Origin of the sequence: Dyadobacter sp. LHD-138 (genome assembly GCF_030929615.1) — a bacterium.
Taxonomy (GTDB): Bacteria; Bacteroidota; Bacteroidia; order Cytophagales; family Spirosomataceae; genus Dyadobacter.
In genome coordinates, this window is sequence record NZ_JAVFVU010000022.1 from 141,049 (window position 1) to 167,176 (window position 26,128).

The following is a 26,128-nucleotide window of genomic DNA, read 5'->3' on the forward strand; positions in this document are numbered from 1 at the left end:
CTATTTGGATATCGGTCCGCTGCTTACTTCCTTTCCGTCTTTCCACACGGATTCAATTTTTCGGGTATTCCGGATATTTTTTTCGGGATTTTCTGATAAAACAATAAAGTCGGCCATTTTTCCTTTTTCAAGTGTTCCGTAGGCCTGATCGATTTTCAGCACCTTTGCCGCGTTCTTTGTCGCTGCTGTGATGGCCTGCATAGGCGTTAATCCTGCCTGCACCATTAATTCAAGTTCAAGATGTTCAGAAAAACCCTGTGCACGAATCGGAAAGGCGCCCGAATCGGTTCCCAATGCGACCAGAATACCGGCATCATGGATTTTTTTGACATTAATCAGGGCGACCTTAAAACCATTCATATTCCGTGTGAAATCGGGAGAATTTTTTACCTGATCCTGATATTTCTGCGAGACGATCATTTCATAAACACCCGGTTCCAGCGCGGCTTTGAAAAAGGGTTTATCCACCCATTCAGGTTTTCTGGCGTAGATATAGGCAAATTCGTCCAGCGAAAGCGTGGGGATATAGACAACACCCTTTTCTTTCATCTTTTTTAAGAGATCAGCGTCAATTTCCTTGTCGCGGATGCTGTGGGCCATGATGTCTAATCCGGATTCTGTTAGGGAACGTGCGTCTTCGAGGTTATAGAGGTGACTGGCAACCGGAATCCCTTTTTTATGCGCTTCTGAAATAATGGCTTTGTAAATCTCAGGTGTGATTTTCACGGCTTTTCCCCCATGGTCGTCCACCCACATTTTCACAACGGTCGGTTTTACCTTGGCCAGTTCCGCGATTTGTCCCGGAACCTGATCGACAGAGGTTGGCCGGATTAAAAGGTTCATCCAGGAGGCTGGTGAGGCGTCTGGTGTATTAAATCCGTAGCCTGCTGAATACAACCTCGCACCAGGCAACAATCCCGCCTGCGTTGAATCAATAAATCCATTAAATATCAATGGACGATCCGTTCCCATGGTGAGCACGGTGTTCACACCATAATCCTGATATCTTTTAAGCTGCCTCAAAATATTTTCCCGGGTATAGTTTTCCGCCGCCGCCGCATTTCCTTTCAGTGTACCGATGTGGATGTGTGCACTGATTAAAGAAGGAATGATTGTTTTGCCTTTGTAATCAATTTGTATGGCATCCGGATCCTTCAATCCAGATTGAATAGCAACGATTTTTCCATTTTTGATCAGGATGTCAATGTTCTGTTTCGTTGCCGAGCCGGTTCCGTCGATCAGATTTGCATTTTTGATTAATATCCGGTTGCTCTGTTGGGCATTTACATTTGCGTAAACAAGCACCAGAAGCAGTAAGAGTTGAGAAAGCTTTTTCATGGTTCAGGAAGTTTTCGGGATAAGCATTACAATGATACCAAAGAGAAATCAATAGGTAAAGTAACACAGATAAGCACAAATAAAAACCCCGTACCAGATTTTTGTAACTGATACGGGGTTTTTATTTACTGAGGAAAAGCTTAATGCTGATTTTTGAAGAAATCGAGCGCGCTCTCTTTATCTATTTTTATTCGCTGAATCAAAGCGTCCAGGCCGTTAAACTTTTGTTCGGGCCGTAAATAATGCAGGAATTCAACCGTCAGATCTTCTCCGTATATTTCTTTGTCAAAATCAAACAGGTTTGCTTCGATCGTCCTGAAAGTTCCGTCAACCGTCGGTCGCACGCCAATGTTAAGCATTCCCTTATAGGCCGCACCCTGATGATAGGCATTGATAACGTAAACACCATTGGCGGGGATCAGTTTGTAGGATTCCTGTAAATGGATATTGGCGGTAGGAAAGCCGATGGTACGTCCAAGTTGTTTGCCTTTTACAATAATGCCGGTGATCGAGTAGGGACGTCCCAGCAAATGCTGCGCGTCATCTACATGGCCTGACAATAACGAGTGACGGATTCTTGACGAGCTGATCGCAAGATCTTCGATATCCTGTCTGGGAATTTCTTCCACGTCAAAACCGTAGTTCGAAGCATTTTTTTGCAAAAATTCAAAACTTCCTTCCCTGTTTCTGCCAAAACGATGGTCATAACCGATCACAAGTTTTTTCGTGCCAATTTTATCAACCAGTATCTGGCGGATAAAATCATCGGACGAAAGCTCAGAGAAAGCCCTCGTAAAAGGAACGATGGCAAGGTGCTCGATCCCCATTTGTGAAAAGAGCTCAATTTTTTCCTCAATCGTAGAAAGCAGATGTAAATCCTGGCTATCCTCTGATACCACCAAACGTGGATGAGGCCAAAAGGTAAGTACAACGGACTCTCCGCCCGACTGGGTACTGATTTCCTTAAGTCGGGTCAGGATTTTTTTATGGCCGATATGCAGGCCGTCAAAAGTACCACTGGTTACGACGGCACATGCCAATCGGTGAAAGGAGTCCAGGCTGTGGTATATATTCATTCTTCAACGGGTAACTTCAATTCAACACGTTTTTTATAAATGAAATCGGTCAGACCGGAAGCGTCTTTTAATTCAAACGCACCAATTCTTGTACGGCAAAGGACGCTTAAATAAGCCCCGCTTCCTGCCGCCACGCCGAAATCTCTTACAATACTACGGATATAAGTACCTTTTGAACAAATGATCCTGAAATCAATGGCTGGGAAGTTGGTGCTGTCAATTTCAAAAAGTGAAATCTCGACCGATCTTTTCTTGATTTCGGCAACTTCGCCGCGGCGCGCTTTCTTATAAAGACGTTCTCCGTCAACCTTAACGGCAGAATAGATAGGTGGTATTTGTTCGATCATGCCCAGAAAGGTTTTGCGGGCGTTTTCCAGCACCTCAGCCGTGATATGTCCGACGGGATATTCGGCATCGAATTCCGTTTCCAGATCAACAGAGGGTGTAGTTTTACCTAAAACAAAAGTGCCGGTATATTCCTTTTCCTGCGCCTGATAGGTATCAATGATCTTCGTTTTTTTTCCTGTACATAAGATCAGCAAGCCGGTGGCAAGGGGATCCAGAGTCCCGGCGTGGCCAATCTTATTGTATTTACAGGCTCTTTTTATTTTGTTGACAACATCAAATGAGGTCCATGTGAGTGGTTTGTCAATCAATAAAACTTCCCCTTCGTCTTGTATGGTCGTCTCGTTACTCAAACTATATGCTTTAACTAAAATTAAATACTCCTCAGTCAATCCCAAAAAACTTACACAATATCCAGTTTATAACCGGATGCCAGCAGGGCCAGCAAAACAATTCCTAAAATAATCCGGTAATATCCGAAGACTTTGAAGCCGTACTTCGTCAGGAAATTGATAAAAAATTTGATGGCCAGCATGGCAACAACAAAAGCAACCAGGTTACCGATAAGCAATGTTTGGATATCCGAAGCCTGAATGGTATCGTATGTTTTCAAGAGCTTATAACCACCCGCGGCAGCCATGGTAGGCACAGCCAAAAAGAACGAAAATTCAGCAGCCTGTTTGCGGGAAAAGCCCTGAAGCATACCACCGATAATTGTTGATGCGGAACGGGAAACACCAGGGATCATCGCGATACACTGAAAGAAACCGATTTTTAAAGCATCCAAATAAGAAATTTCTCTTTCCCGGGTCGTATCATTGGCGATACGGTCAATGAAGAGCAAAATGACGCCTCCTACTAAAAGTGAAATCGCAACAACGATTACATTTTCAAGCATGGCGTCAATAAAATCATTGAGAAGAAAACCAAGAACCGCGGCCGGAAGGAAGGCTACGAACAACTTGAAATAAAAATCTGTGGATTGAAAAAAACGTTTCCAGTACAATACAACGACGGAAAGTATAGCGCCGAACTGAATATTGACCGTAAACATTTTGGTGAATTCCAAATGGCTGATCCCCATAAATGAGGAAGCGATAATCATATGTCCTGTGGAAGAAACGGGTAGGAATTCTGTAATTCCCTCAACAATTGCTAGGATGATGGCCTGCCAGATGGTCATGAATTAACGGGTTTACGTAAAATAGCCCAGAACTCAATGATAAAACCCAGGATCGTGATCACGGGCCCAACGGTTAACCCAAGCAAACCAAAACCAAATTCTTCGGTATCAAAACTCATAATTAAAAATCCGCCAAGAATTACGGCCAGTCCGATCAGCATCATTTTGTAGTTTGAAGCCGCAAACGGAAGATTGTTTTTTGTGTTGCTCATAAATTATTTGTTGATAGTCAATACTCTTATTTTCAATCTTAATTAATACAAATCATCCAAAGCCATGCGCAGATAGCGGGCAAGAGACTGATAGGTGCTGGCGATGCCAATTAAAATACCCAGTCCAAGCACTACGGCCACGAGTAAAACGATTTTATCATATTCCTGCAACATCGCCAGACCTTCTACATTTCGTACAGCAATTTGCTGTAAACCAATGAGTAAGCATCCGGCCAATATGCCGCCGATGGTGCCCTGCATGGCGCCGCGAAGAATGTAAGGGCGCTGAATAAAGCCATTGGTAGCCCCCACAAGCTGCATACTTCTGATTAGGAAACGCTGCGAATAAATGGCAAGTTTGATGGTATTGTTGACCAGGAGCACGATGATGATCAGCATGATCAACGCGAAACTGGCTAGTACCGCATATATTTTGGTAACGTTGCGGTTGATATTATCAGCCAGATCTTCCTGGTAAACGACTTCGTAAACGCCTTTTACCTTTTCAAGATCTTTCTTAATCAGCTGTAATTTAGATTCTTCGAAGTAATCTTCACCGATCTTTACCCGATAGCTGTCACGTAAGGGATTGGTGCCCAAAAATGCCGTAAAATCTTCTTTTGTGCCTTCGATAAATTCTTTGGCAGCTTCTTCTTTCGAGACAAAATTAATGGGATTGGGTGTTTCTGGTGTATTCAGAACGTAAGGTTTGGTTTTCAAAACCGTCAGCATGGAATCCTGGCCCGCTTTGGTTTCGGCCTTTTCGATAAATACCCTTACCTCAATATTCTGACGTATGATAGAGACCAGTTTTTTCGATTGAATAACGAGAAGTCCGCAAAAGCCGATCAAAAATAATGCGGCCGTTAGACTCATGACAATCATTGCATTGGGATAACTACCAATCTTCTTCTTTTTTTTAGGCATAAAAAGGAATATTTCGCAAACCGGGTTTATTCAGACTTTCGAATGAAGTAATGATGGCAAAAATAATGATTAATACAACATGGATACCCTTTTGGTATCAACCTTAACTATTTTTAACGAATGAAACAGAAACTTATTAGTTTCTGCGCCCCATCTCGTCGCGGATTTTTGCCGCTTTCTCGTAGTCTTCTTTCGAAAGTGCATCGTCCAGCATGCGTTGAAGCTCGTCATAGGAAAGGTCTCTGAGCTGGTCGGTAAGGCTTCCACGAGACTGTAAAGTTTCCTTGATCGCCTCTTCTTCGTCTTCCTCATCATCCTCAGTGATTGAACTTGAAATGATGCCGGCTTCTGAAAGAATCGCTTCATAGGTATAAATAGGGATATCAAAACGTAGTCCGATCGCGATGGCATCAGACGGGCGTGCATCAATTTCTACTTCTCTCAGACTGTCTTTGCAAACGATTTTGGCATAAAAAATACCTTCTTTCAAATCGGAAATGACGATTTCTTTCAGGGTATAATTCATTCCTTCGGCAAACGATTTGAACAGATCGTGTGTCATTGGCCTGTTCGGAACAATGTTCTCAATCTGCACGGCGATTGCCTGCGCTTCAAAAACACCAATGATGATGGGAAGACGTCGGTTTCCTAATTCTTCACCCAAAACAAGAGCGAAGGAACCGGCCTGAGACTGGCTTGGGGAAAGCCCCAATATTTCTAACTTAATTTTTTTCACGTTTGGACTTTAATGGGCTAACGCAACGTTTTGGTAAACAGTTCTGGTGATTTTGCGCAATGGGTACTGAGATTACTTCCGCTCCGTCTCGGGTTATCAAAAATGCACTGTTTGCTCATATTTAAACGAAATAGGACTGTTAATCAGTAGACTATGACAATAAAAATACAGTTTATTTTGCATTTTCCTAACTTCATAAACGTTTTGGTATGCAAAAATAAATAACCCGCCCTGCATAAAAAAATGCAGGACGGGCTATCAGCAGAAAACAATTGGTTATTTAAGGTCTTCAACGGCCTTGGTAAGCTTAGGAAGAACATCAAAAACGTCACCTACAATGCCATAATCTGCTGCCTTGAAAAAGGGCGCTTCCGGGTCTTTATTGATGACAACAATATATTTTGATCCGTTAACACCGGCCAGATGTTGGATGGCTCCGGAAATCCCGCAGGCGATGTACAGATTCGGTGCTACTTTGATACCTGTTTGCCCGATATGCTCGTGGTGGGGGCGCCAGTCAAGGTCGGAAACAGGTTTCGAGCAACCTGTGGCTGCGCCCAGGGCTTTTGCGAAATCCAGCAAAGGCTGCCAGTTTTCGGGTCCTTTCATTCCGCGACCACCTGAAACAATGATATCGGCTTCGGTTAATGACAATTCCGAACTGGCTTTTTCAACCGCACCAACCGACGCCTGGAAGTCTGAGTCGCGCAACGTCGGGCCGAAATTCTCAACCGCAGCAGTTCCGGACGATTCTACAACTTCGATCGCATTTTTCTTGACGACCAGGATTTTGATATCGGATTTTACTTCGACGTTAGAAAAAGCTTTTCCTGTGTAAATACTTCTTTTAACGGTAAAACTTCCGTTGACGACGGGCAATTCCGTAACACCTGAAACAATTCCTGCTTTTAGTTTGGCAGAAGCCCGGGCGGCAACGGCGTCGCCAAGTCCTGATTTGGATATGATAACGACTTTGCTGTTCTCCTGTTGAACGGCCTGTGCCAGAATGTCGGCATAAGCCAGGCTGTTTTCATGCGTTAATTTTTCATCGGCCGCGTGCAGGACTTTGGTCGCCCCGAATGCACCCGTTTGTGCTAGAGATGATACATCCGCCTTACCTAGTGCTAATACCGTTGCCGTTGTTCCTGTCAATTTCGCTACTTCGGCGCCATAGGCCACGGCTTCCAGGGATGTTTTTTTAACTGCGCCGTTATCTAATTCTACAAATATGAGTACTGACATGTTGTTCAATTTTTGAGTTTTGGATAAAAATCAGGTTATCCGGTCAATAAATTTTTTGTTAAATAACCTTGGCTTCTGTTCTCAGCAATTTGATAAGCGTTTCAGCTTCTGCCGCCGGAATCATTTTGCAGGCTCCCTTGGGCGCTGGAAGAGAATATTTTTCAGGCGATGTCAAAACTTCACCAGAAACAGGTTCTACGACATTCAAAGGCTTGGTCCGCGCTGTCATAATGCCACGCATGTTCGGGATTTTCCATTCCGAAATCGGTTCCTGGCAACCGAGAACAAGAGGCAGCGATGCAGACAGGGTTTCCTTGCCGCCATCAATTTCACGAGCAAGTGTTGCGGTAGTGCCGTCAATATCCAGTTTCATCACGGGAGAATAGGAGGGAATGCCCAGCATTTCACCCACCAGTCCATGAACAACACCGCTGTTGAAGTCGATCGACTCACGGCCCATTAAAATAAGGTCATATTTATTTTCCGCAGCCACGTGCGCAATCTGTGCTGCTGTGAAATAGGAGTCAACCGGGTCAGCATTGATACGAATGGCGTCGTCTGCCCCGATAGCCAGCGCTTTACGGATTTGAGGATCGGCGTCGGCCTCACCTACATGGAGGACAGTTACGGATCCCCCAAGCTGTTCTTTCAGCTCAACGGCACGTGCCAGGGCATAATCATCATAAGGTCCGATTATATATTGTACACCAGCTTTATTAAGTTTGGTGTCGTTATCGGTAAAAGTTATCTTGGCCGTCGTATCCGGCACATTGGTAATACATACGAGTATTTTCATGATTAAGGTAAGAAGTCGATGAATGAATCCCATCTGGGAGTCATTCAGTCATTGGTTATAATTTTTTTAAGAATTAATTTCTAATGGCGAATATACAGAAAAACTTAAATAGTATGCAAGCATAACAATATTTTAAAAATGAAAAACTCACTGCTTCAAAATCTGATTGCTTTTTACGAGGAAGAGCCCAACGATCCTTTCAATATATATGCGCTTGCTCTGGAATATCAAAAGACCGATGTCGGACAGGCGGAATTGTATTTTAATAAATTATTGGCAGAACATCCGGATTATCTGGCGACGTATTATTCGGCTGGTGCATTCTTTGCTGGCCTTGAAAAAAATGAAAAGGCAGCAGTCATTTATCAAAAAGGCATTGATCTGGCGCTAGATAAGAAGGATACCAAAACGCATCAGGAACTGGTTCGGGCTTATCGCTCCTTTCTGGATGAACTGGAAGATTAATGCTTTTTAAAATATTTTATTTTGTGGTCTGCCGGAAAAGTAGTAGCTTTCCTAATTGGTAAGAAATGTGGCTTGTTTGGCGACTATTTTAGGGTACGACGCTTTCACTCTTCTCAGTTTTTAATTTTAATATTTTACGTTGAGTTTCCCCGTTGGTGGGGAGAAAATCATTCATTGTTATTTATGGAAAAGGAATCATTTATTCCCATGGTTGTTAAATGGGCGCAAGCTCATGGATTTAAGGAAATTCAAGCCAATATGGAAGGGTTTGAAACACCTAAGTCGTATGAGAGAGCTGCTGATAATGAGAAGTTCACGCCGGATGTTACAGGTGTGAATATGTTTAACAGGCATTATCTGGAAGTGTCCATGAAAACAGATCAACTTCGGGGAAGTGTTTCTAAATGGAAGCTTTTGAGTGAATTGGCGGGAATGAAGGGTGCGAAATTGTATTTAATGGCGCCGCGCGGTCACGTCCGTTTCACACGTGAGATTATCACGCAATATAATATTCCGGCGGAGGTCATTAAAATCGACTAATTGCTTACAGAATAAAAAAACCGGCTTAAAGTTTTACAAAAACATTAAGCCGGTTTTTTTCGTGTCTTTATTTATACGGTCGGATATTTCCACTCGCCGCGGTAGTCGCGTTTCAGCAACTTGTTTGCTTCTGTATCACCGGGGATAATTTCCTTTTCACCATCCCAGACAATACTTCTGCCCAATTTATAGGACAACATGCCGAGCAGGGCGACGTTTGTTGATCGCTGCCCGACCTCGATTTCACAGATGGGAGGCGTATTCGTTTTGATGGAAGATAAAAAATTGGCCCAAAGCTGCTGAATATTCTGGTCATCCGGTTTGTTTAGCTGTGCATCCTGGTGGATGATCGGTTTGTTTGGATTGGTAGGGTAAAAAGTCCAGCCATCGAGCCAGCCCATGTGAAATGTTCCCTCAGTTCCATAAAAATAAACACCTACGGCCTGCCCCGGATGGGTTTTCTCGGCATTATTGGCCGCAAAGTTCCGATGTTCCCATTCGAGTGTAAAACCGTCAAAATCATAAACAGCTACCTGGTGATCCGGGGCGTCCGTATTGTCCTGACGAATCGCCCGGCCTCCGGTAGAATAGACCTTTTTAGGATATTTCTGCTCGGACCACCAGAGAACCTGATCAAGCCAGTGAATTCCCCAGTCGCCCAGGGTACCGTTGGCAAAGTTCAGATAATTCCTGAAGCCTTTTGGGTGAATGGTTTTGTTGTAGAGAACCAGTGGGGCGGGGCCACAGTACATATCCCAGTCGACCCCTTTGGGTACTTCTTCGTTCGCCACTTTTTGACCGGGACCGCCGCCGTAATGAACGAACGCCCGGGCCATGCCAACCTTACCGGCTTTACCAGATTTCAGAAATTCCATTCCAGAAATGTTGTGTGGCGATACCCTCCGATGGGTACCAACCTGTACAATCCGGCCATATTTACGTGTGGCGTTAACCATGGCCCGGCCTTCCTGAATGGTGTGACAGATCGGTTTTTCTACGTACACGTGTGCGCCCGCCTCAATGGCTGCAATGCAGCACAGCGCATGCCAGTGGTCGGGTGTGGCGACAATAACAATCTCCGGTTTCTCTTTTAAAAGCATTTCACGGAAATCCTTGTACAATTTCGGCTTGTCCGGCGTTAGTTTCGAAATTTCAGCGGACGTATTTTTCAGCTGGTTTTCGTCCACATCACAAAGGGCAACCACCTTGGATTCTCCCGCCTGGATGGCGCAGCGAAGGATATTGGTTCCCCACCAGCCTGATCCGATGAGCGCCGTTTTGTATTGGGTCGTTCTTTTGAGCGAGGCCAGGAGTGGCAGGGAGGAAAATGCGGCGCCTGCCAGCACAGATTGTTCAATGAATTTTCTTCGGTCCATTACTTTCTGTTGAAATGTGTATGTTAGGAATCTATAAACTAAGCAGTGCTTTGATGATCAGGGTCATGCCAGGTTCCGCTTTTTCTGCGGCGGCGATGATCTTGCTGATTTCTGCTTTCTCCAAAGTTTCGGGGATGCAGAGATCCGTAATGACAGATAATCCGAAACATTTCAGGTTCATCTGCCGGGCAGCAATAATCTCCGGAACCGTGCTCATGCCAACCGTGTCGGCACCTAGCTGACGAAACAGACGATATTCCGCACGTGTTTCAAGCTGTGGCCCCGTCACGCTCACATAAGTACCGGTATGTACAGGAATGTTGTTCTTCCTGGCGATTTCTAGTGCGTTTTTGATGAGATCCGGGTCATACGGTTCGCTCATATCTGGAAACCGGTCGCCGAGTTCGTTCATATTTGCACCGATGAGCGGGTTGCCCGGCAGAAACAAACTGATGTGGTCATGGAGCACCATCAGGTCGCTTACTTTGAAATCTGGGTTCAATCCACCCGAAGCGTTGGAAACGAATAACGTGTGGACGCCAAGCATTTTCATAACACGCACGGGAAACACGACCTGCTGCATGGAATAACCTTCGTAATAGTGAAAGCGGCCTTGCATACAGATGATTTTTTTACCCGACAGTTTACCGAAAATCAGTCGGCCCGAATGCGATTCAACCGTTGAAACCGGAAAATGAGGAATGTCGGTATAAGATATGGTAAAGGCTATATCAATCTCACTGGCCAGAGAACCTAGCCCTGTTCCAAGAATAATTCCATACTCAGGGGCATAGTTTTCTGTATACTTTTTTAAAAATTCGCTGGTAACCTTTATTTCTTCGAATGACATTTGGGCAATGATGGAATGATAGAATGAGAGAATGAGAGAATGATGGCGTGGGCTGTTTATTTAGCTTTTAACTTATTGACCAGCCAGTTGTTCATCAGTTCGCGTTCTTCGGGATAGGTCCAGTGGCCCGTTTCCAGATATAATTTTAGCTCTTTCGGTGCAGTGGTCACGTTGTAAGCAGCGTACATGGAAGTGGGCGGGCAGGTTTCGTCATTGTATCCCCACATATAATATCCCGGTACCTTCACGCGGCGTGCAAAATTCACAACGTCGTAGTAACCGATTGTTGCCAGTTTTTCTTTCGTATTGTTAAATTTTACACTGTTTTTTTCAAAATAATGAGGCCATCCACCGGCTCTTCCGCTGAGATAACCCGTTACGTCGCTTAGGGCGGGATAAAAGGCGCCCAGCCATTTAACTCTGGAATCCAGGCCAGCTGTAATGATCGATAATGCACCACCCTGGCTGCCACCGGTTACAGCCAGATTTGTTCCGTCAAACTGAGGAAGACTGGTCAGGAAATCATTCGCACGGACGCAGCCCAGATAAACACGTTTGTAATAAAACCGGTCTTTGTCGTCCAGATTATAGTTCGGATAACCGTTCAGTGCTCCTTGTCCCAAATCTGTGTAAACACTTGGATCCATGATAACTGACACGCCGTGAATACCAATTTCAAAGGTGATAATATCTTTTTCGGCCATGGCCACATCGCCGTAATAAGCCCGTACGCCGGCACCAGGTACTTTCAGCAAAGCAGGATACTTTCCTTCCTTTTTAGGAATTGTCAAAATACCGTACAGACGAACATTGTTTTTGAAGTTTTGAAGATTGACGTGATACACATTCACCTTTTCCGTGCAACGCTCTGGTAAAAGTGTCATTTTTGCATCCATAGGAACCGTTGCCAGTTCCTTTTTTGCAGCGTCCCAGAAGGCGTCAAAATCTGCCGGATTGCTCACCGTTGGCTGAATATTTTGTGGGTCGAAACCGGCTGTGGCCAGGCCTTTGTACTCCCCGCCATCGACGTTTGTCCAGGCGACGCATCTTAAAAAACCTGGTGATTTAAGGGTGCCGGCCTCGACCGTGATCGTTCCGTTTGCAGCGGTTTTGCTTTCCTTAATCGTTGGCTCCATTTTTTCAGGCCCGATTTCATAACGTACCGGTGCATTTTTTACAGGGTTTCCGTTTTGAAAAACAGAAATGGTGAATTTGACTTTATCGCCCGTTTTGTATGTCCAGTCTTCGCGGTCGGGTGCCACCAGAATTTTTACAGCACGCTCAACTGGCTGTGCAAATGTGTGGCCGAGCGAAAGGCAGAGAAAGCAGATTAATAGATAAAAATGAGACTTCCTGAAATCGGATTTTATCGTGTTTTGCATAAGAATGAGTTGAATTTAATTTACCGTTGGTATAGAAAGAGCCAATGTCGCGGTTTCTTTGATTTCAATCCAATTTTTTTTGCAATCTTTATTCCTGTAACTTGAAATCATCATTCATTAACAAGAGAAGTACAGTTTGATTCGCATAAATAAGTTTATAAGTGAGACGGGGTTCTGTTCCCGGCGGGAGGCTGACAGGCTGGTGGAGCAGGGGCGTGTGACGCTGAACGGGCAAAAAGCGGTGCTGGGTGATAAGGCCACCGATGCCGACGAAGTATTGGTGGATGGAAAACCGTTAAAAGCTAAAAAGGCAGGCATCTATATTGCATTTAACAAACCGATCGGCATAACGTGTACGACGGAGCGGCAAATTAACGGTAATATCATCGATTACATTAAACATCCTGAACGGATTTTTCCAATAGGCAGGCTGGACAAGCCTTCCGAGGGACTGATTTTTCTGACCAGCGATGGCGATATTGTCAATAAAATATTACGTGCCGGAAATAACCACGAAAAAGAATATGTGGTAACGGTTGATAAGCCGATCAAGCCCGATTTTGTTCAGAAAATGAGCAACGGTGTTCCGATTCTGGATACGATTACGAAGAAATGTTTTGTGCGCAAGGACAGCAGTTATGTTTTTACGATTATTCTGACGCAGGGTTTGAACAGGCAAATTCGCAGGATGTGCGAGTATTTGGGATACAGTGTAACCAAACTTAAACGTGTGCGGATCATGCATGTGACACTGGAAAACCTGCCGATTGGAAAGTGGAGAAATCTGACAGTTGAGGAGTTAAAACAGATCAATGATTCTGTTCAAAGTTCGATAAAAACGGAGGAGGGGTCTTATTCGGAGGACTGGAACGAGGAGTAATTTATTTTTTGTAAAACACAATCTGTTCGGCTCAGACCAATATCCGGGATGCTTTTAAAAATAAACTTCATCGCTTTTTTGATGGTACTGAACCTGGGTTTAAATGCTCAGAAACCCGATACGGTTTTTCTAGAAAAACTCCTTGAAAGCAGGCCAGAACTGTTTTCGGTCATACTGGGTGATTCGCAGAAAAAGCAGGTGCAGATTTTGTACACGCAGATTGATCGGGACAAAAACAATGTTCCACATTTTACAACTTTCAGCTATAACCTGGACGATCATCATTATTTTTTCCCCGCCAGCACGGTAAAACTGCCGACGCTGATCTTTGCTTTGGAAAAAATCAATGCGCTGAAAGTGCCTGGGCTGACTAAAATGAGCACGATGATCACCGGTGCAGATTTTGATAAACAGTCCCCGGTTGATAAGGATACGTCGGCTGCCAATGGCCTGCCTTCGATTGAACATTATATCAAAAAAATATTGCTGGTCAGCGACAATGATGCCTACAACCGGTTGTACGAGTTTGTGGGACGCGCGGAGATGAACCGGCGGTTAAAAGGTTATGGTTTAACGACGAGCAGAATATTGAACAGATATGCTGTGAAAGATACGGAGATCACATCGCGACACACAAATCCGGTGACTTTTTTTGATAAAGATAAACAGGTGTATAGCCAACCGGGAAAGTTTGATCCTGAAAATTATCCAATCAATTTAACCAATCTCGTGATGGGAAAGGCTTATCTGGATAGTTCGGATCGTCTGGTGAACAAGCCGTTTAACATGACCAACCGAAATGCTTTCAGCATGACAGACCAGCAGACGGTGATGAAAAAACTGATGTTTCCGGAAGTTTTTCCCGAAAAGGAGCAGTTTAAACTGACTGCCGATGATTACAAGCTGATTTATACCTACATGAGCAAGTATCCTACGGAAAGTGATTATCCAAAATATGACCCAAAAGAGCATTGGGCAACGAGCACAAAATACCTGTTTTATGGCGCAGATCTGAATATTCAGCCCAATCCTAGTGTCCGGATTTTCAACAAATACGGCGATTCTTACGGATTTATTATTGATAATGCCTATTTCGTAGACTTTGAAAATAACGTAGAGTTTTTGCTGACTGCGGTAGTCCAGTCTAATGACGACGGGGTTTACAATGACGGGAAATACGAATACAAGCAGGTCTGTTACCCGTTTATGCGGAATCTGGGACAGGTTATTTATGAAACAGAACTAAAAAGAAAGAAGAAATTTATTCCAGATCTGACAAAATTCAGGATGCGCTATTGATCAGAAAATAACGGCGCATCCCGTTCTTAATGCGCAATGGAAGAGCGCTGGGTAAAAGATTGCAGCAAAAATAATCCCATGCCTACCATAATGGAAACATCGGCCATGTTAAAGATGCCAGTCTGGACAACTCCGAGATTGATATGCAGAAAATCGGTGACAGAACCGTGTACAACTCTGTCGTAAATGTTTCCAATACCGCCGCCTATTGCGAAACTCAGCGCGAGCATGTTCATTTTGGAGATATTTTTTCGCAAAAACATATAACCCACGCCAAATGCCAGTGCGAGCACGGGAATCCCGGATAACAGGATAAATTTTAGCGTCTCGGGCAGTGCACTTCCAACGCTTAAAAAGGCTCCGGTATTTTCCACTTTGGTAAGTGTGAAATAGCTGCTGATCAGGCTAATGTTTTCGTAATAATCCACTTTCTGCCGTACAATATTTTTTGAGATCTGGTCACAGCCGATGTTGGCGACCAAAACAAAAAGGACTGCGATATTGGTTATGATTTTTTTCGTATTCATTTTTTACATGCATCTGACGTGGATAAGAACGCAGCAAAACTGATTGTGCGTATGGAACCGACCCATAACTTTTTAGAAAATAATTCGGTTTTATCTCAGGCTGGCTTTCTTCTAGGCGTATTCAAGTAAAGCTTTTCCGACAAAAGTACTGTATTTTTTAACGGCTCGCTGAACCGCAGCTTGCTGCTTTTTATTTATAGGTTTAAAATAATCGGTTTCCACATCGACTTCCTTGTTCTTAATCGTCCGTTTCCAACTGCCCACAATCTGGCCATCTGCAACAATCATGCGGTTGTATGGGATATTTAGTTTAGGATTTTCCAGGATTTTTGGCGGCAGACTGAACAAGGAGGACCGGTCTTTGTAACTCATGCCGTATTCATCATAATCCGGCATCAAAAAAGTGGTCTGCATTTTTACGGAAGTTTCTGGAACCGGTAAATATATGTAAGTTTTACCGTCAAGTTGTTCGTGGATAAAATCATCAGGCAAAGCAGCAATCCCTGTTTTAGCGTCTTTTACGGTCAATCCTGACCACATTACAAAATCCTGCAACTGGGCAGGGCCGCGGCTCGAAAAATACCGGTTTGCCAGCTTTGCAAGCGATTCTTCCTTTGTCAGAACATTTGCGGCGGGCACCCGTTCGTCAATCAGTGCGTAGGTGAATTGCTTGCCCTCACGCGGACCGCTGCATATCAGTCCGTCCAGCTCAGCTTTCATCATCAGACAGCTGAGCCGGACCCCATCGCCGGTAATTATTTCTTTATCGAGTTCTGATTTTAAAGCATTGCGGGTTAAATGTTTTCCTCCTTCCAGCGTTTTGGTAAGAATATCATTGCACTGGTTAAACGTTTTTTCATCGATTTCGCATTTTCGGTACATAAAGGCATTGATTGCGTTGACCCGCGGCGCCGTCAATGTAATCATCCAGCGAATGTCTTCCGGTGCAACAAAATGCCAGGTTGGGCGCATGATGTGCGTTCGGAGAATAGCCCCTTGATTAAAGGCTTTTTCTACATCGGCCTCTGTTGTGCCAGGGACACGCAGACCAATAGCCCATTTTGCCATGGCATATTCCTGCGCTTGCATCGCCACCATATATTTCACAATTTCCGCAGGATCATTAAAAGTACTATGGGCAATTTTCTGATTGATCAGCCTGGAATGAATAATTTCCTGAGTATTCATGGCTTCTAAATACTTGAAACTGGTTCTGATTTATTTTGTCAATTGTGTGATCGGCGTTATTTCGATTTTTTTAAACTCAACTTCTGAACCTTCCGACTGCAAGGCAATCTGGCCTTTCTGTGCCGTTGCATTATAACCATAATTGACAAAAACGCCGTTGATCCATACTTTGATGGAGTTTTTGACACACTCGATGGTCATGCTGTTCCATTGCCCAAGCGGTTTTTCGGTTCCGTCAGTCAGGTTGGGAATTCTTCTTAATTTATCACCATTTACACCCCATTTTTCTTTTGGGCCACGGCGTTTTTCCATGTCGGGTGTTGTGATATCCTCCTGAATACACCAGAAATCGCCGGCGTTTTCATGCATCATTTGCACTTCGATGGATTTGGGGAACATATCATACAATGCTCTTGGCGTGGATACAAAAACCAGCGCGCCACAATTTCCCGGCTTCCCTGCGAAACGGTACTGAAACGTAAAACGGAAATTTTCGTACTGCGCATCGCTGATCAAATGCCCACCCGGTTTTCCCAAACTGACGAGCAACCCATCTCTGATGATAAATGGCGTTTTTAACTTTGGATCTTTGTCCATATCCGGCACGTCTGTATGCCAGCCTTTTAAGTCCTTTCCATTAAAAATACTTTTGGCTTTTTGCGCCTGTGAAACAAGGGGTACGGCAATAAAAATGCAGATAATTAAAAGGAAACGGTTTCTCATGGTTAGGTTATATTTGGTTTAAATTGTTAATCCCACTTGTTTTCTGAAATATCGCTTTTCAGAATTTTATTGATGGAAACTTTCGCGTCCAGTAGTGCATAAATGCTGGTCCCGTGTTCCCTGGCAAACTGGTTTTCTATTTTTCCGGTACGCAAAATAACTTTGAAAAGCGGCTGTTCTTTTTTTCGCTCTTTGTCATCATCGTCCGCGTTCTGAATCAGGATCACATGCTTAATTTCGGTATCAAGCGGTACCCAGTTTATATAATCCGCATTCATCGTAACGGCCTGGATATTGTATCGGGAATAATAGTTAATGGCGCCCGCCTGTCCGTAGTTATCGCAAAGCACAAGCGTATGTCTTTTATCCTCAATAGTTTCATACACAGCATCTACTTTTTCCGCCAGTTCCTTCCATCCGAGCATATCCGCAAAATCCTGAGGCAAAGCATGATCCTTTCCATCTTCCCAGCGCAGCAAACCCAGCGCCTGATAACGTTTCGAATGCTGACTCATTACAGCCGGACTGTTGATCGGGAAAGCTACCCTGAATATGGGAATAAACAAAAGCAAAATAACCAGCACAGCTACCGGACGAAGCCAGGTAAATTTTAACCGGAGTGCGTTTTCAAGATACACAGAGCCAAAAGCGAAGAAAATCGGGTAAAGCCCAATCGCGTAATATCCTTTGGCTTTCAGGTAGGTGAACAGGGATAACGTGAAAAGGAAAGCCCAGAAAAATGCCTGGTATTTTCTAAAAGCCGGATAGCGGAAAAATGAAATAAATGCAGCAGCAAGCACGAAAATCGACCCCATAAAAAACAAGAGTTGTTCTTTAAGGAAGTCGAGCCGGTTCACGTTCACCAGCTGTGTTTTTTCAAGCAGCTTCATGTGATGCACAACCGGGAAATTGTTCTGATACTGCCAGATCAGATTCGGCAAAACGATCAGCAATGCAAGCCCTGCGGCAAAGTATAGATGTTTATTGACGAAAATCTTGCGCTGAGGAGTGATCAACAGGGCAGGGATAAGTCCCAGAACCTGGAAAATGATATTGTATTTGTTCAGGAAGCCAAAACCAAGTGCGATGGCCATCAGATAAAGCCACTTATTGTCTTCGGAATCGATGTATTTCAGAATCGAGAAATAAAGCAGTGTCCAGAATAATACATCAGCGGAGTTTGGCTGATACAGCATATTGATCCGTACCAAAACAGAAAAAGTGATAGCCGTCGCTCCGAGAATTAAGGCAAACGGATTCCCTTTTAAGACTTCAATGGCTTTCCAAACCATGACCATGGTCAAGGCACCAAACAGTGCCGGGAAAAACTTGACCCAGAAAATGGAATTACCCAGGAGTAAAATCAGATAGGAAATCCAGGATGTAAAGGGAGGAACCGACAAATAACCCCAGGCCAGATGTTTCGCCTGATCGAGATGCAGGTATTCGTCGCGATGGAGGTCATAACCGGGATCGATGATGATGCCGTGCAGCACAAATTTTACAAGAATAAAAAGCCAGAGTATAAGGGTTTTCTTCAAAGGAACGCTGTTTTCAGGGTTTGGAGATAATTAAACCAGGTTTTACAAAATTTATGATTTGGCCAGATCCACCGCAAATTTCATCACCAAAGCCGTCTGACTTTTACTTTCGTGTGTAAAAACGATTTTGTTACCTCCGTCAAACACAAATCCGGCTTTTTCATAACAGCGGATGGCTGGCAAATTATTTTCAAATACGTATAGATAAATGAGATCGGGGGAGAAGGTCCGTTTACATTCGTCAATCAGCAAGTTAACAAATTTAAGACCTAAGCCCTGCCCGCGGCTGCTTTGTTTTCCTACCAGTAGTCGGCCGAGGCGAGGCGTGTTGATATCGTCGACGATTATTTCTCCAAAAGCAAAGGCTTCATCCTGATCGTCAAAAGCCATGTAGAATCGCCGCTTTGGAAAGGACAATTGGTAATTTGTAATTTGTTGCGGAGTTAAGGGGAACGTCCAGGCAGTTCCGGCGAACTGAAATAATAGATCGGCATCTGTGACCCAGCTGTTTAACAAATCGAAATGATCTTGCGAATAGTTTTGAAGCCTCATGAATTGGAAATGCGCAATGGTTTTATGAAAAATTATTCAATTATGACCTAAACTTAACCGACAGTTAACATCATTCCTATATCTTTGGTAGGAGTGGTAAGTATTAAAGTAAAATTGTATAGTGGTCTATGTTTTGGTATGAAGAGGAAGTCGTGCGCGTTGAGAAGGAATTGTTGCGTCTGGATTATTTGCCGGAAACGGTTTTTTATGGCAGTTCCACATTTACATTATGGGAAACGTTGTACAGCGATTTTCAGACATTAAAGCCTGTAAATTTAGGTTTTGGCGGATCCACATTAGCCGCCTGCGCATGGTTTTTTGACCGGATTCTAGCCCCCGTTACTTCTGCAAAGTCGATTATTATTTATGCAGGGGACAACGATCTTGGCGACGGGAGGCAGCCGGAGGAGGTTTGCCTGTTTTATCGTCAGCTAATAAGCCAGATACGAAACCGGTTTGGGAATATTCCCTGTTCCTTTGTTTCTATCAAGCCAAGTTTGCAGCGATGGGAAATTATTGAGCAGATAAAATCGGCTAACAGGCTGATTCGCGCAGAAATAGAAAAAGACGCATTCCAGCATTATATTGATATTTTTCCGGAAACATTGAATGAATTTGGTTATCCCCAGGAAGCGTTTTTCGAGGCTGACGGCCTGCACCTGAGTAATGCGGGCTATGCCGTTTGGAAGGAAGTAATAGGTAAAGAAATCAGCCTGAATAATTAACTTTATAACGCAACCGTTTTAACTGTCGGAGTGCCATGGAAAGAGGATATCATAAGTGGTTCAGTAAGATACTTGATCGGGACATGGAGCTGTTGGCTTTTGGACATTCGGGTGAGCCGGTGATTTTTTTTCCGACCAGAGGGGCTCGTTTCTATGATTTTGAAAACTGGAAGGTGATCGAAGCCATGCGGGAGAAAATAGAAGCCGGTAAGCTTCAGGTGTTCTGTGTGGACAGCATTGATAACGAAAGTTTTTATTCTGACGCACTGCCCGAAGCCCGAATTTTACGGCACGGACAGTATGAAAGTTATATCCTCAAAGAAGTGATTCCTTTTATCAGGAAACAAAATAGTGACAAGCGGCTGGTATCTGCGGGGTGCAGCCTGGGTGGTTATCACGCGGTGAACATCGCCTTCCGGCATCCCAAGCTTTTCACCAAGGTGGTTGGTATGAGTGCACGGTATGATCTGACGATCTCACTTCCATTTTTTGATGATCTGTTTGACGGGTATTTCAATGATACCATTTATTACAATATGCCAACACGGTTTATCGCCATGCTTTCAGATAAGCGGATCGTCAGGCAGATCAAAAAACTGGAAATCATCCTGGTTATCGGACTGGAAGACTCTTTCCTTGAAAATAACCGGCAGCTAAGCAATGCCCTGACGAATCTGAAAATTCCGCACGCCTATTACGAATGGCAGGAAGAAGCACACCGGTCGCGGTACTGGCGCCAGATGGTACAATTATATTTATAGATTTAATAAACCGACCCGATAAATGACCCGACTTTTGAACACGATTGCGCTGCTCGTTACCATGCATGCGGCTTCTGCGCAGAAGATCAGCTATGATGTTTCCTTCCCAAATATGGTTCACCACGAAGCCAGCATTGAGGTAACCGTAACCGGCGCTCCGCAAAAGCAGTTATTGTTCAGAATGAGCAGATCGTCTCCCGGACGTTATGCCACCCACGAATTTGGTAAAAATGTATACGATGTTATCGCCCTGGATCAGGCTGGCAAACAAGTACCTGTGGAGCGGGTGGATGGCGATGTTTATCGGGTAAACACCGCCGACGGATTTGCCAAAGTACGTTATACTTTGTATGCAAATCACCCGGATGGAACCTATGCAGGTGTTGACCAGAACAGCATTCAGCTTAACATGCCCGCATCGTTAATGTGGGTGAAAGAACTGGAAAAGGCTCCTGCTGAGGTGAATTTCAGGTTGCCGGAAGGCAAGGGATGGACGATAGCCACGCAGCTTAAACCGACGGAGAAAGCCAACGTTTTTACGGCGCCGGATTTGCAGTACCTGATGGATTCGCCGGTGAAAATTGGCAAGCTGATCGTGAAAAAATGGTCCTTGAAAAATAAGGATAACAAAAATCTGGATTTCAGACTGGCGCTGGAGGCTGACACCGATCAGTCGGGTGCGACACAGTTTGCCCATAAGATACAGAAAATCACGGAGGAGTCCGGAGCGGTTTTTGGAGAGTTTCCTTCGTTCGACTATGGCCAGTATACCTTTCTTGCGAGCATCAATCCTTATGTAAAAGGCGATGGCATGGAGCATCGTAACAGCACGATGATCGCACTGCCTGTGAAGTTCGATGGTTCAAATAATCTGCTGGGCGTGTTTTCGCACGAGTTTTTTCATAGCTGGAATGTGGAGCGTATCCGTCCGAAAAGTCTGGAACCGTTTAACTATGAAAAAAGCAACATGAGCCAGGCGTTGTGGTTTGCGGAAGGATTTACCCAGTATTATGGCGAATTGATTTTGAAAAGAGCCGGTTTTACCACATTAGAAGACATTGCCAGGACTTTTTCCGGACTTGTTAATACAAAAGAAAATACGCCAGGCGCCAGGCGCGTGTCACCCGCTGAGGCGAGTTGCATGGCTGTGTTTGTCGATGCCGGTGTGGCAGTTGACAAAACAAATTATCCCAACACCTATACTTCCTATTATCCGTATGGCGCATCAATTGCCCTGGCACTTGATCTGGAATTGATGAGCCGCAAGCTTTCGCTTGATGCGTATATGAGGGCTGTTTGGGCCCAATATGGTCAAACAGAAATTGCCTATACGATTTCGGATTTGCAGCAGGTGCTGGAAACGGTAACCGGCGACAAGGCTTTTGCGTTGGATTTTTTCAAAAAGTATGTTAATGGTCACGAATCTTTTGATTACACGCCATGGTTTCAAAATGCAGGCCTGACTTTAAAGAAAGAATTTGAAGGACAGGCATGGCTTGGCAATTTGCGTTACAACGGTGAACTTGTTATCGCTGCCAACACGATAAAGGGTACGCCGGCTTATCAGGCGGGACTGGATATTGATGACCAGATCCTCAAACTGGACGGGAAATCGGTTAAGTCGGAATCGGACATAAAAACGCTGCTGACCGGTCATAAACCCGGTGACGAAATCAGTGTGGAATATGAACACCGCGGCGAGCCAAAGCTGGCCATGATGAAACTTGCCGAAAACCCAAGGCTGGTTCTTGTGCCAAATGAAAAATTGAATCTTCCGGTAACCGATGCCATGCAAGCGTTCAGAAAGAGCTGGCTGGATTCAAAGGTTAGGTAGTTATCGGGTTTTCGTTTTGATCAATCCGCTTGTGTAGAGGAATAACGCGCTGTCCAGAATATTTTGTATTGTCTCCAGTGGAAGGTCTTCGACGGGGTTAAATGTCATAATTTTCATTCTGGATCGATCATCCTGGACGAGTCCGGGATGATTGATCCTTTTCCCTTCAACAATACCCAGATAGGGGAAGTTTGTCTTTTTATCGATCCACAGATAACAGAACATTCTGCCTTTATAGCAGAAAAAAGGCATACGGTATTTCCAGGCTTCCGTGATATCCGGATTTCTGTCGAGTATTATTTGACGTAACGCCGACAGGCAGCTTTTAACGGGCTCGTCTTTCTGCAAATAATAATTATCTGTTTCTTTCATCGGCTTATTTTGAAACTTCCCTTATGTCCAGCTGTTGAATAAGCGCAGGATTTTCCGGCGTTAATGTAAAATATACTTCCAGCGTCCCGTTTTCTCCTTCGATATGAAAATTACCTCGAAGCTGGTTTTCTGGTATCAATTCCGTTACATGCTTGATTTTACCAATTTTAGCAAAAAGCTGCTGCGTGTTTTTCTTTCTGATCTCTAAGGATTTGTCGGGAAAAAAGTTGACGGCAAAAATTCCGGATGCTGCGGAATTTATCCAGTCGGGAAGGAGTTTAACCAGTTCAGCCTTACGCTGTTTCAAAACCGGCGAAACGGGAAGTTCCCGGAGTTTTAGTCCCGCAATGGAAATGAGCGTATCCATTACCGCAAAGTTGACGGTATTCATGCCGGCATAGGTTAAATTTCCATTGGCAATGACGCCAAACCCGTATTCCGGCATAATCCACCATTGGCTGCCAAATCCTGGTAATCCACCCGTATGACCAGCAAATAGGCGGTTATCACAATCCCGGCTTATGCGCAGTCCGTAACCATAACTGCTTACCAAGGCACAGGTTCGGCCGTTTGGATATTTGAATTTTGTGTTCAGGTTATTGAAAGTCCAGGGCTGCTGCATTTCGCGAACCGAGCTACGTTTGACCGGCCCCGTGTCTTTGCCGTCTTTTGGAGGCCAGGCAGTCAGATGAAATGCCATGTATTTTCCGAAATCTTCGATTGATGTCAAAATGCCACCCATCGCGCCATAGGTGCCGTCGTGCAGTAATTCTTCCTCTTTCCATTGGTTATCTTCCCGACGATAACCATGGGCGAGCAAATCTGCGGGCGCTTTCGAATATTCCCAAAGCGTGTTTGTCATGCCAAGCGGCTTGAAAATATTATCGGTGATATACTGCTGATAGGAAATACCGGTGACATTGCCAATAATTTTCCCAAGCATGGCAAAGCCGAGGTTGCTGTATTCGTACTGAACACCCGGAACATTGGAATTTGACAGGCCATTTTGTATCAATTGAATCAGCGCTTCGTCTCGGGTGTCGAGCTGGCGGTCGCCCCATGGATTGTCTTCGGGAAAACCTGCTGTATGCGTCATCAAATTCCGGACTGTGATGGCCGGAGAATCGGTTGTAAGCAGGGGCATTGATTTTAACTCCGGAATGTAGCGATAAGCCGGGTCGTCCAGCTTTAATTTACCTTCGTCTCTGAGTTTCAAAATCGCCATCGTTGTGACACTTTTACTCATGGAAGCAATTCGGAAAAGCGATTTTCCGGATGCTTTTGTCTTTTTAGCCAGATCAGTGTAACCATATCCGTCTGCGTACAAAACCTGATCGTCGACGATCACGCCAAAAGCCAGGCCGGGGAAATTATTTTTTTCTGCGTACTCCCTGTATAGCTTCTCTACAATCGGCAAAGCGGCTTTAATCTTAGCAAGACGATCGGGATCGGTGAATACGGGCGGTTGATAGGTTTGTGAATGTGTGGTAACGGAAGTTTTTACCGGGGGATTTTTTGTTTGGCCGTAGGCAGCCGGATATAACAGAACAGATAGCGGGAGAATAAATCTTTTCATGATACAGTAATTGAGTATTTATTTCTTCGTGAAGTTAATGGAATCCACAATGTGTCCTCCATTAACCTCAGGAATTTCTCAATTTAAGATATCAGTCGTTCAACAATTTCATATAAATCTGATTTCCTTCCGGATCCAGATGGATTTCGTATGTATATTTTCCTCCTTTAAGCTTGTTTTCTCCTACGTAGTCAATGGGTTGAATGACATAGGGTTCTCCGTTAATATTGAGTTTTACGAAGCTGTACCGGTAGGCGAAATCGAATTTTTTGTAATCAGAGATCTGACTATCAGGCAGTGTTCCATATTTGTTGGTCCCGCCACTTGTGTTTACTTCTATGTTTTCAAAAGGCAGTAAACTTGCGTTTTTTACTCTGATTTCTACATCGCCCTTTGCTTCCACATCATTGTCCAAAGACTTATCTTTTGAACAACTGAGATGTAGCAGTGCCACAACGGCAAAGATGCACAATAGTAGTTTCTTCATAACGATTGGTTGGTTTACAGTTCATGCTTAAAAAATCGTTCCTGTTTTGAACCCAGGTTTTGATCTTTTTTCGGTGCCAGGTTAATTAACAACGCATGAAAAGAGTTTTTTGTTTTCGTTAATTTGGTATTTCAGGGATGAAATAATTCTTTTTCCTGTTAATGTGTTGGTAGAAAAGAAGTTAAATTTTTAATTTAAAAATAAATTCTCCATACCCCGATTCGATCTCGACGCGCTGTAAAACGCCGGCCCTGTAGGTGTATGTCATGACGTCACCATCCGGGAGGGTGGTTTCGTAAACCGAAGCTGCAATTTCCTTGAATTTAAGAAAAGTGAGGAAAACTTCCGAATAGATTTCACTTTTTGCAATGGGTTCATTGAAGTATAACCAGGTTACAGTTGCGGGTATATTGCTCTTCATTTTCACAACATCGTTCTTGTCTTTTTTTAATTCGTATTGGTTATCGTTGTAATAGGTGGTGCTTGTCAGTTTCTTTTTTTTATTCACATAACGTTGCACCTGCGCCTCTTTAAGCCGCGAGTTTGTGAATAAATTGGTCGTGTTGGACTGAATGTGAAAGGACAATAACATGCTTACATTCATCTCACTATCGGTTGCGTAAAACTGTCCGTGCGGCTGACTTTGCGATGTTGCCTTCAAAAAACCGACCTCTTTTCCCCGCCACAGCACCGAATAATTTCTGTATTGCTGGGCATACGCATCGTGGGCAAACAAACAGATCATCAGGATGAAAACCTGTTTGAGGCCAGCGGAAACATATGTATGGAATTTATCTACCGGCATACTTTCTTTTGTTGATGAATGACCGGGCGCGATTGCATTGCACACCGCTCCTTCAAAGAAAGGTTTACAATTAGCATGCCATTCGATAAAATGCGCTTTCTGGCGCATTGAAATCTCATCCCCGTTTACATTTAGATGATTTACGAAACAATGATAGTAATCGCTTTCCTAATGTACTAAATAACTGAGCAAACGGAAAGATAATTGTTGCAAAAAATGAAGAGGAGCAGGGAGAAGGCAAAGAGAAATCAAGTTTTGGAAACGGGGACGCCCAGTCTTGACTTCTCCTATGTTTACGGTAGTGATAAATATTGGTTTAATATTTTGTAAATACCAATAAATTTGACTTGTAAAGTGAAAAAGAAGTGAGAGTAGATTGACTTCCAAGCA

General features: G+C 44.0%; 29 protein-coding genes. 7 read left to right on the forward strand and 22 right to left on the reverse strand.

Annotation, left to right across the window (positions count from 1 at the left end; translation table 11 throughout):
* The 9 genes from RB622_RS17640 to RB622_RS17680 form a co-directional block, all read right to left on the reverse strand.
* Entirely contained in the window at positions 1 to 1,338 is a 1,338-nt protein-coding gene (locus tag RB622_RS17640; RefSeq protein ID WP_308047905.1) for an amidohydrolase family protein, read from the reverse strand.
* Positions 1,339 to 1,478: 140 nt separating this feature from the next.
* On the reverse strand, positions 1,479 to 2,414 hold the full coding sequence (locus RB622_RS17645; RefSeq protein WP_308047906.1) for a bifunctional riboflavin kinase/FAD synthetase: 936 nt from the start codon (positions 2,412 to 2,414) through the stop codon (positions 1,479 to 1,481).
* Entirely contained in the window at positions 2,411 to 3,112 is a 702-nt protein-coding gene (gene truB, locus RB622_RS17650; protein ID WP_308047907.1) for a tRNA pseudouridine(55) synthase TruB, read from the reverse strand. The genes RB622_RS17645 and truB overlap by 4 nt, the downstream gene beginning before the upstream one ends.
* Before the next feature lie 50 nt (positions 3,113 to 3,162).
* Positions 3,163 to 3,942: an undecaprenyl-diphosphate phosphatase gene (locus RB622_RS17655; protein WP_308047908.1), complete on the reverse strand. Its 780-nt coding sequence runs from the start codon at positions 3,940 to 3,942 to the stop codon at positions 3,163 to 3,165.
* A complete protein-coding gene (locus RB622_RS17660) occupies positions 3,939 to 4,154 on the reverse strand; it encodes a DUF3098 domain-containing protein (protein WP_254560457.1) in 216 nt (71 codons plus the stop codon). The genes RB622_RS17655 and RB622_RS17660 overlap by 4 nt, the downstream gene beginning before the upstream one ends.
* 42 nt (positions 4,155 to 4,196) lie before the next feature.
* On the reverse strand, positions 4,197 to 5,081 hold the full coding sequence (locus RB622_RS17665) for a permease-like cell division protein FtsX (RefSeq protein ID WP_308047909.1): 885 nt from the start codon (positions 5,079 to 5,081) through the stop codon (positions 4,197 to 4,199).
* Between the two features lie 136 nt (positions 5,082 to 5,217).
* Positions 5,218 to 5,817, reverse strand: a complete 600-nt coding sequence (locus RB622_RS17670; RefSeq protein WP_308047910.1) for a bifunctional nuclease family protein — start codon at positions 5,815 to 5,817, stop codon at positions 5,218 to 5,220.
* Positions 5,818 to 6,093: 276 nt separating this feature from the next.
* Positions 6,094 to 7,059 carry an electron transfer flavoprotein subunit alpha/FixB family protein gene (locus RB622_RS17675; RefSeq protein ID WP_308047911.1) on the reverse strand — a complete coding sequence of 322 codons (966 nt, stop codon included), beginning with the start codon at positions 7,057 to 7,059 and terminating at the stop codon, positions 6,094 to 6,096.
* 58 nt (positions 7,060 to 7,117) lie between these two features.
* Entirely contained in the window at positions 7,118 to 7,855 is a 738-nt protein-coding gene (locus tag RB622_RS17680; protein ID WP_308047912.1) for an electron transfer flavoprotein subunit beta/FixA family protein, read from the reverse strand.
* Between the two features lie 138 nt (positions 7,856 to 7,993).
* On the opposite strand from RB622_RS17680, the gene RB622_RS17685 reads away from it, so the two are divergent.
* Both RB622_RS17685 and RB622_RS17690 read left to right on the forward strand, forming a co-directional pair.
* The gene (locus tag RB622_RS17685) at positions 7,994 to 8,320 is read left to right on the forward strand and encodes a tetratricopeptide repeat protein (protein WP_308047913.1); all 327 of its coding nucleotides are present in this window, start codon (positions 7,994 to 7,996) and stop codon (positions 8,318 to 8,320) included.
* Between the two features lie 183 nt (positions 8,321 to 8,503).
* A complete protein-coding gene (locus RB622_RS17690) occupies positions 8,504 to 8,860 on the forward strand; it encodes a hypothetical protein (RefSeq protein ID WP_254560451.1) in 357 nt (118 codons plus the stop codon).
* Between the two features lie 71 nt (positions 8,861 to 8,931).
* On the opposite strand, the gene RB622_RS17695 is transcribed toward RB622_RS17690, so the two are convergent.
* From RB622_RS17695 to RB622_RS17705, 3 genes are read right to left on the reverse strand one after another with little or no spacing between them, the layout of a single operon-like run.
* Positions 8,932 to 10,236: a Gfo/Idh/MocA family oxidoreductase gene (locus tag RB622_RS17695; protein WP_308047914.1), complete on the reverse strand. Its 1,305-nt coding sequence runs from the start codon at positions 10,234 to 10,236 to the stop codon at positions 8,932 to 8,934.
* A 31-nt stretch (positions 10,237 to 10,267) separates the two neighbouring features.
* Positions 10,268 to 11,086 (reverse strand): purine-nucleoside phosphorylase, encoded by an 819-nt coding sequence (locus tag RB622_RS17700; RefSeq protein ID WP_308047915.1) that lies wholly within the window; start codon positions 11,084 to 11,086, stop codon positions 10,268 to 10,270.
* 56 nt (positions 11,087 to 11,142) lie between these two features.
* Positions 11,143 to 12,468 (reverse strand): acetylxylan esterase, encoded by a 1,326-nt coding sequence (locus RB622_RS17705; RefSeq protein WP_308047916.1) that lies wholly within the window; start codon positions 12,466 to 12,468, stop codon positions 11,143 to 11,145.
* 136 nt (positions 12,469 to 12,604) lie between these two features.
* Here RB622_RS17705 and rluF point away from each other — a divergent pair, with 136 nt between their 5' ends.
* Positions 12,605 to 13,348 carry a 23S rRNA pseudouridine(2604) synthase RluF gene (gene rluF / locus RB622_RS17710; protein ID WP_308047917.1) on the forward strand — a complete coding sequence of 248 codons (744 nt, stop codon included), beginning with the start codon at positions 12,605 to 12,607 and terminating at the stop codon, positions 13,346 to 13,348.
* Positions 13,349 to 13,396: 48 nt separating this feature from the next.
* The gene (locus RB622_RS17715) at positions 13,397 to 14,647 is read left to right on the forward strand and encodes a serine hydrolase (protein WP_308047918.1); all 1,251 of its coding nucleotides are present in this window, start codon (positions 13,397 to 13,399) and stop codon (positions 14,645 to 14,647) included.
* A 26-nt stretch (positions 14,648 to 14,673) separates the two neighbouring features.
* Here the strand turns inward: RB622_RS17715 and lspA are convergent, their stop codons facing one another.
* The 5 genes from lspA to RB622_RS17740 all read right to left on the reverse strand — a co-directional run bounded on the left by lspA (position 14,674) and on the right by RB622_RS17740 (position 19,178).
* Positions 14,674 to 15,174, reverse strand: a complete 501-nt coding sequence (gene lspA, locus RB622_RS17720; protein ID WP_308047919.1) for a signal peptidase II — start codon at positions 15,172 to 15,174, stop codon at positions 14,674 to 14,676.
* Between the two features lie 111 nt (positions 15,175 to 15,285).
* Positions 15,286 to 16,362 (reverse strand): winged helix DNA-binding domain-containing protein, encoded by a 1,077-nt coding sequence (locus RB622_RS17725; protein ID WP_308047920.1) that lies wholly within the window; start codon positions 16,360 to 16,362, stop codon positions 15,286 to 15,288.
* A 30-nt stretch (positions 16,363 to 16,392) separates the two neighbouring features.
* Positions 16,393 to 17,085: a DUF1080 domain-containing protein gene (locus tag RB622_RS17730; protein ID WP_308047921.1), complete on the reverse strand. Its 693-nt coding sequence runs from the start codon at positions 17,083 to 17,085 to the stop codon at positions 16,393 to 16,395.
* Positions 17,086 to 17,111: 26 nt separating this feature from the next.
* The gene (locus RB622_RS17735; protein ID WP_308047922.1) at positions 17,112 to 18,626 is read right to left on the reverse strand and encodes a glycosyltransferase family 39 protein; all 1,515 of its coding nucleotides are present in this window, start codon (positions 18,624 to 18,626) and stop codon (positions 17,112 to 17,114) included.
* Between the two features lie 51 nt (positions 18,627 to 18,677).
* On the reverse strand, positions 18,678 to 19,178 hold the full coding sequence (locus RB622_RS17740) for a GNAT family protein (RefSeq protein WP_308047923.1): 501 nt from the start codon (positions 19,176 to 19,178) through the stop codon (positions 18,678 to 18,680).
* 128 nt (positions 19,179 to 19,306) lie between these two features.
* On the opposite strand from RB622_RS17740, the gene RB622_RS17745 reads away from it, so the two are divergent.
* The 3 genes from RB622_RS17745 to RB622_RS17755 are packed head-to-tail and all read left to right on the forward strand — an operon-like array spanning position 19,307 to position 22,498.
* Entirely contained in the window at positions 19,307 to 19,903 is a 597-nt protein-coding gene (locus RB622_RS17745; protein ID WP_308047924.1) for a GDSL-type esterase/lipase family protein, read from the forward strand.
* A 35-nt stretch (positions 19,904 to 19,938) separates the two neighbouring features.
* Positions 19,939 to 20,664 (forward strand): alpha/beta fold hydrolase, encoded by a 726-nt coding sequence (locus RB622_RS17750; RefSeq protein WP_308047925.1) that lies wholly within the window; start codon positions 19,939 to 19,941, stop codon positions 20,662 to 20,664.
* Between the two features lie 22 nt (positions 20,665 to 20,686).
* Complete coding sequence (locus RB622_RS17755) at positions 20,687 to 22,498, forward strand: PDZ domain-containing protein (RefSeq protein ID WP_308047926.1); 1,812 nt, start codon at positions 20,687 to 20,689, stop codon at positions 22,496 to 22,498.
* Here the strand turns inward: RB622_RS17755 and RB622_RS17760 are convergent, their stop codons facing one another.
* From RB622_RS17760 to RB622_RS17780, 5 genes are all read right to left on the reverse strand, one after another.
* Positions 22,499 to 22,870, reverse strand: a complete 372-nt coding sequence (locus RB622_RS17760) for a DUF1801 domain-containing protein (RefSeq protein WP_308047927.1) — start codon at positions 22,868 to 22,870, stop codon at positions 22,499 to 22,501.
* 4 nt (positions 22,871 to 22,874) lie between these two features.
* Positions 22,875 to 24,446 (reverse strand): serine hydrolase domain-containing protein, encoded by a 1,572-nt coding sequence (locus RB622_RS17765; RefSeq protein ID WP_308047928.1) that lies wholly within the window; start codon positions 24,444 to 24,446, stop codon positions 22,875 to 22,877.
* A gap of 91 nt (positions 24,447 to 24,537) precedes the next feature.
* Entirely contained in the window at positions 24,538 to 24,933 is a 396-nt protein-coding gene (locus tag RB622_RS17770; RefSeq protein ID WP_308047929.1) for a hypothetical protein, read from the reverse strand.
* A 181-nt stretch (positions 24,934 to 25,114) separates the two neighbouring features.
* Complete coding sequence (locus RB622_RS17775) at positions 25,115 to 25,738, reverse strand: DUF6134 family protein (RefSeq protein ID WP_308047930.1); 624 nt, start codon at positions 25,736 to 25,738, stop codon at positions 25,115 to 25,117.
* A 168-nt stretch (positions 25,739 to 25,906) separates the two neighbouring features.
* A partial coding sequence (locus RB622_RS17780) for a hypothetical protein (protein ID WP_308047931.1) occupies positions 25,907 to 26,128 on the reverse strand: 222 nt, incomplete at its 5' end.

Bases quoted from the DNA above. Each gene is read 5' to 3' on its own strand.
- RB622_RS17715 (WP_308047918.1), top strand. From the start codon at position 13,397: ATGCTTTTAAAAATAAACTTCATCGCTTTTTTGATGGTACTGAACCTG.
- RB622_RS17730 (WP_308047921.1), bottom strand. From the start codon at position 17,085: ATGAGAAACCGTTTCCTTTTAATTATCTGCATTTTTATTGCCGTACCC.
- RB622_RS17680 (WP_308047912.1), bottom strand. From the start codon at position 7,855: ATGAAAATACTCGTATGTATTACCAATGTGCCGGATACGACGGCCAAG.
- RB622_RS17660 (WP_254560457.1), bottom strand. From the start codon at position 4,154: ATGAGCAACACAAAAAACAATCTTCCGTTTGCGGCTTCAAACTACAAA.
- RB622_RS17645 (WP_308047906.1), bottom strand. From the start codon at position 2,414: ATGAATATATACCACAGCCTGGACTCCTTTCACCGATTGGCATGTGCC.
- RB622_RS17655 (WP_308047908.1), bottom strand. From the start codon at position 3,942: ATGACCATCTGGCAGGCCATCATCCTAGCAATTGTTGAGGGAATTACA.
- RB622_RS17745 (WP_308047924.1), top strand. From the start codon at position 19,307: ATGTTTTGGTATGAAGAGGAAGTCGTGCGCGTTGAGAAGGAATTGTTG.
- RB622_RS17690 (WP_254560451.1), top strand. From the start codon at position 8,504: ATGGAAAAGGAATCATTTATTCCCATGGTTGTTAAATGGGCGCAAGCT.
- RB622_RS17725 (WP_308047920.1), bottom strand. From the start codon at position 16,362: ATGAATACTCAGGAAATTATTCATTCCAGGCTGATCAATCAGAAAATT.
- RB622_RS17705 (WP_308047916.1), bottom strand. From the start codon at position 12,468: ATGCAAAACACGATAAAATCCGATTTCAGGAAGTCTCATTTTTATCTA.
- RB622_RS17665 (WP_308047909.1), bottom strand. From the start codon at position 5,081: ATGCCTAAAAAAAAGAAGAAGATTGGTAGTTATCCCAATGCAATGATT.
- RB622_RS17775 (WP_308047930.1), bottom strand. From the start codon at position 25,738: ATGCCGGTAGATAAATTCCATACATATGTTTCCGCTGGCCTCAAACAG.
- RB622_RS17740 (WP_308047923.1), bottom strand. From the start codon at position 19,178: ATGAGGCTTCAAAACTATTCGCAAGATCATTTCGATTTGTTAAACAGC.
- RB622_RS17700 (WP_308047915.1), bottom strand. From the start codon at position 11,086: ATGTCATTCGAAGAAATAAAGGTTACCAGCGAATTTTTAAAAAAGTAT.
- RB622_RS17750 (WP_308047925.1), top strand. From the start codon at position 19,939: ATGGAAAGAGGATATCATAAGTGGTTCAGTAAGATACTTGATCGGGAC.
- RB622_RS17765 (WP_308047928.1), bottom strand. From the start codon at position 24,446: ATGAAAAGATTTATTCTCCCGCTATCTGTTCTGTTATATCCGGCTGCC.
- RB622_RS17685 (WP_308047913.1), top strand. From the start codon at position 7,994: ATGAAAAACTCACTGCTTCAAAATCTGATTGCTTTTTACGAGGAAGAG.
- RB622_RS17675 (WP_308047911.1), bottom strand. From the start codon at position 7,059: ATGTCAGTACTCATATTTGTAGAATTAGATAACGGCGCAGTTAAAAAA.
- RB622_RS17695 (WP_308047914.1), bottom strand. From the start codon at position 10,236: ATGGACCGAAGAAAATTCATTGAACAATCTGTGCTGGCAGGCGCCGCA.
- RB622_RS17755 (WP_308047926.1), top strand. From the start codon at position 20,687: ATGACCCGACTTTTGAACACGATTGCGCTGCTCGTTACCATGCATGCG.
- RB622_RS17640 (WP_308047905.1), bottom strand. From the start codon at position 1,338: ATGAAAAAGCTTTCTCAACTCTTACTGCTTCTGGTGCTTGTTTACGCA.
- RB622_RS17760 (WP_308047927.1), bottom strand. From the start codon at position 22,870: ATGAAAGAAACAGATAATTATTATTTGCAGAAAGACGAGCCCGTTAAA.
- lspA (WP_308047919.1), bottom strand. From the start codon at position 15,174: ATGAATACGAAAAAAATCATAACCAATATCGCAGTCCTTTTTGTTTTG.
- RB622_RS17770 (WP_308047929.1), bottom strand. From the start codon at position 24,933: ATGAAGAAACTACTATTGTGCATCTTTGCCGTTGTGGCACTGCTACAT.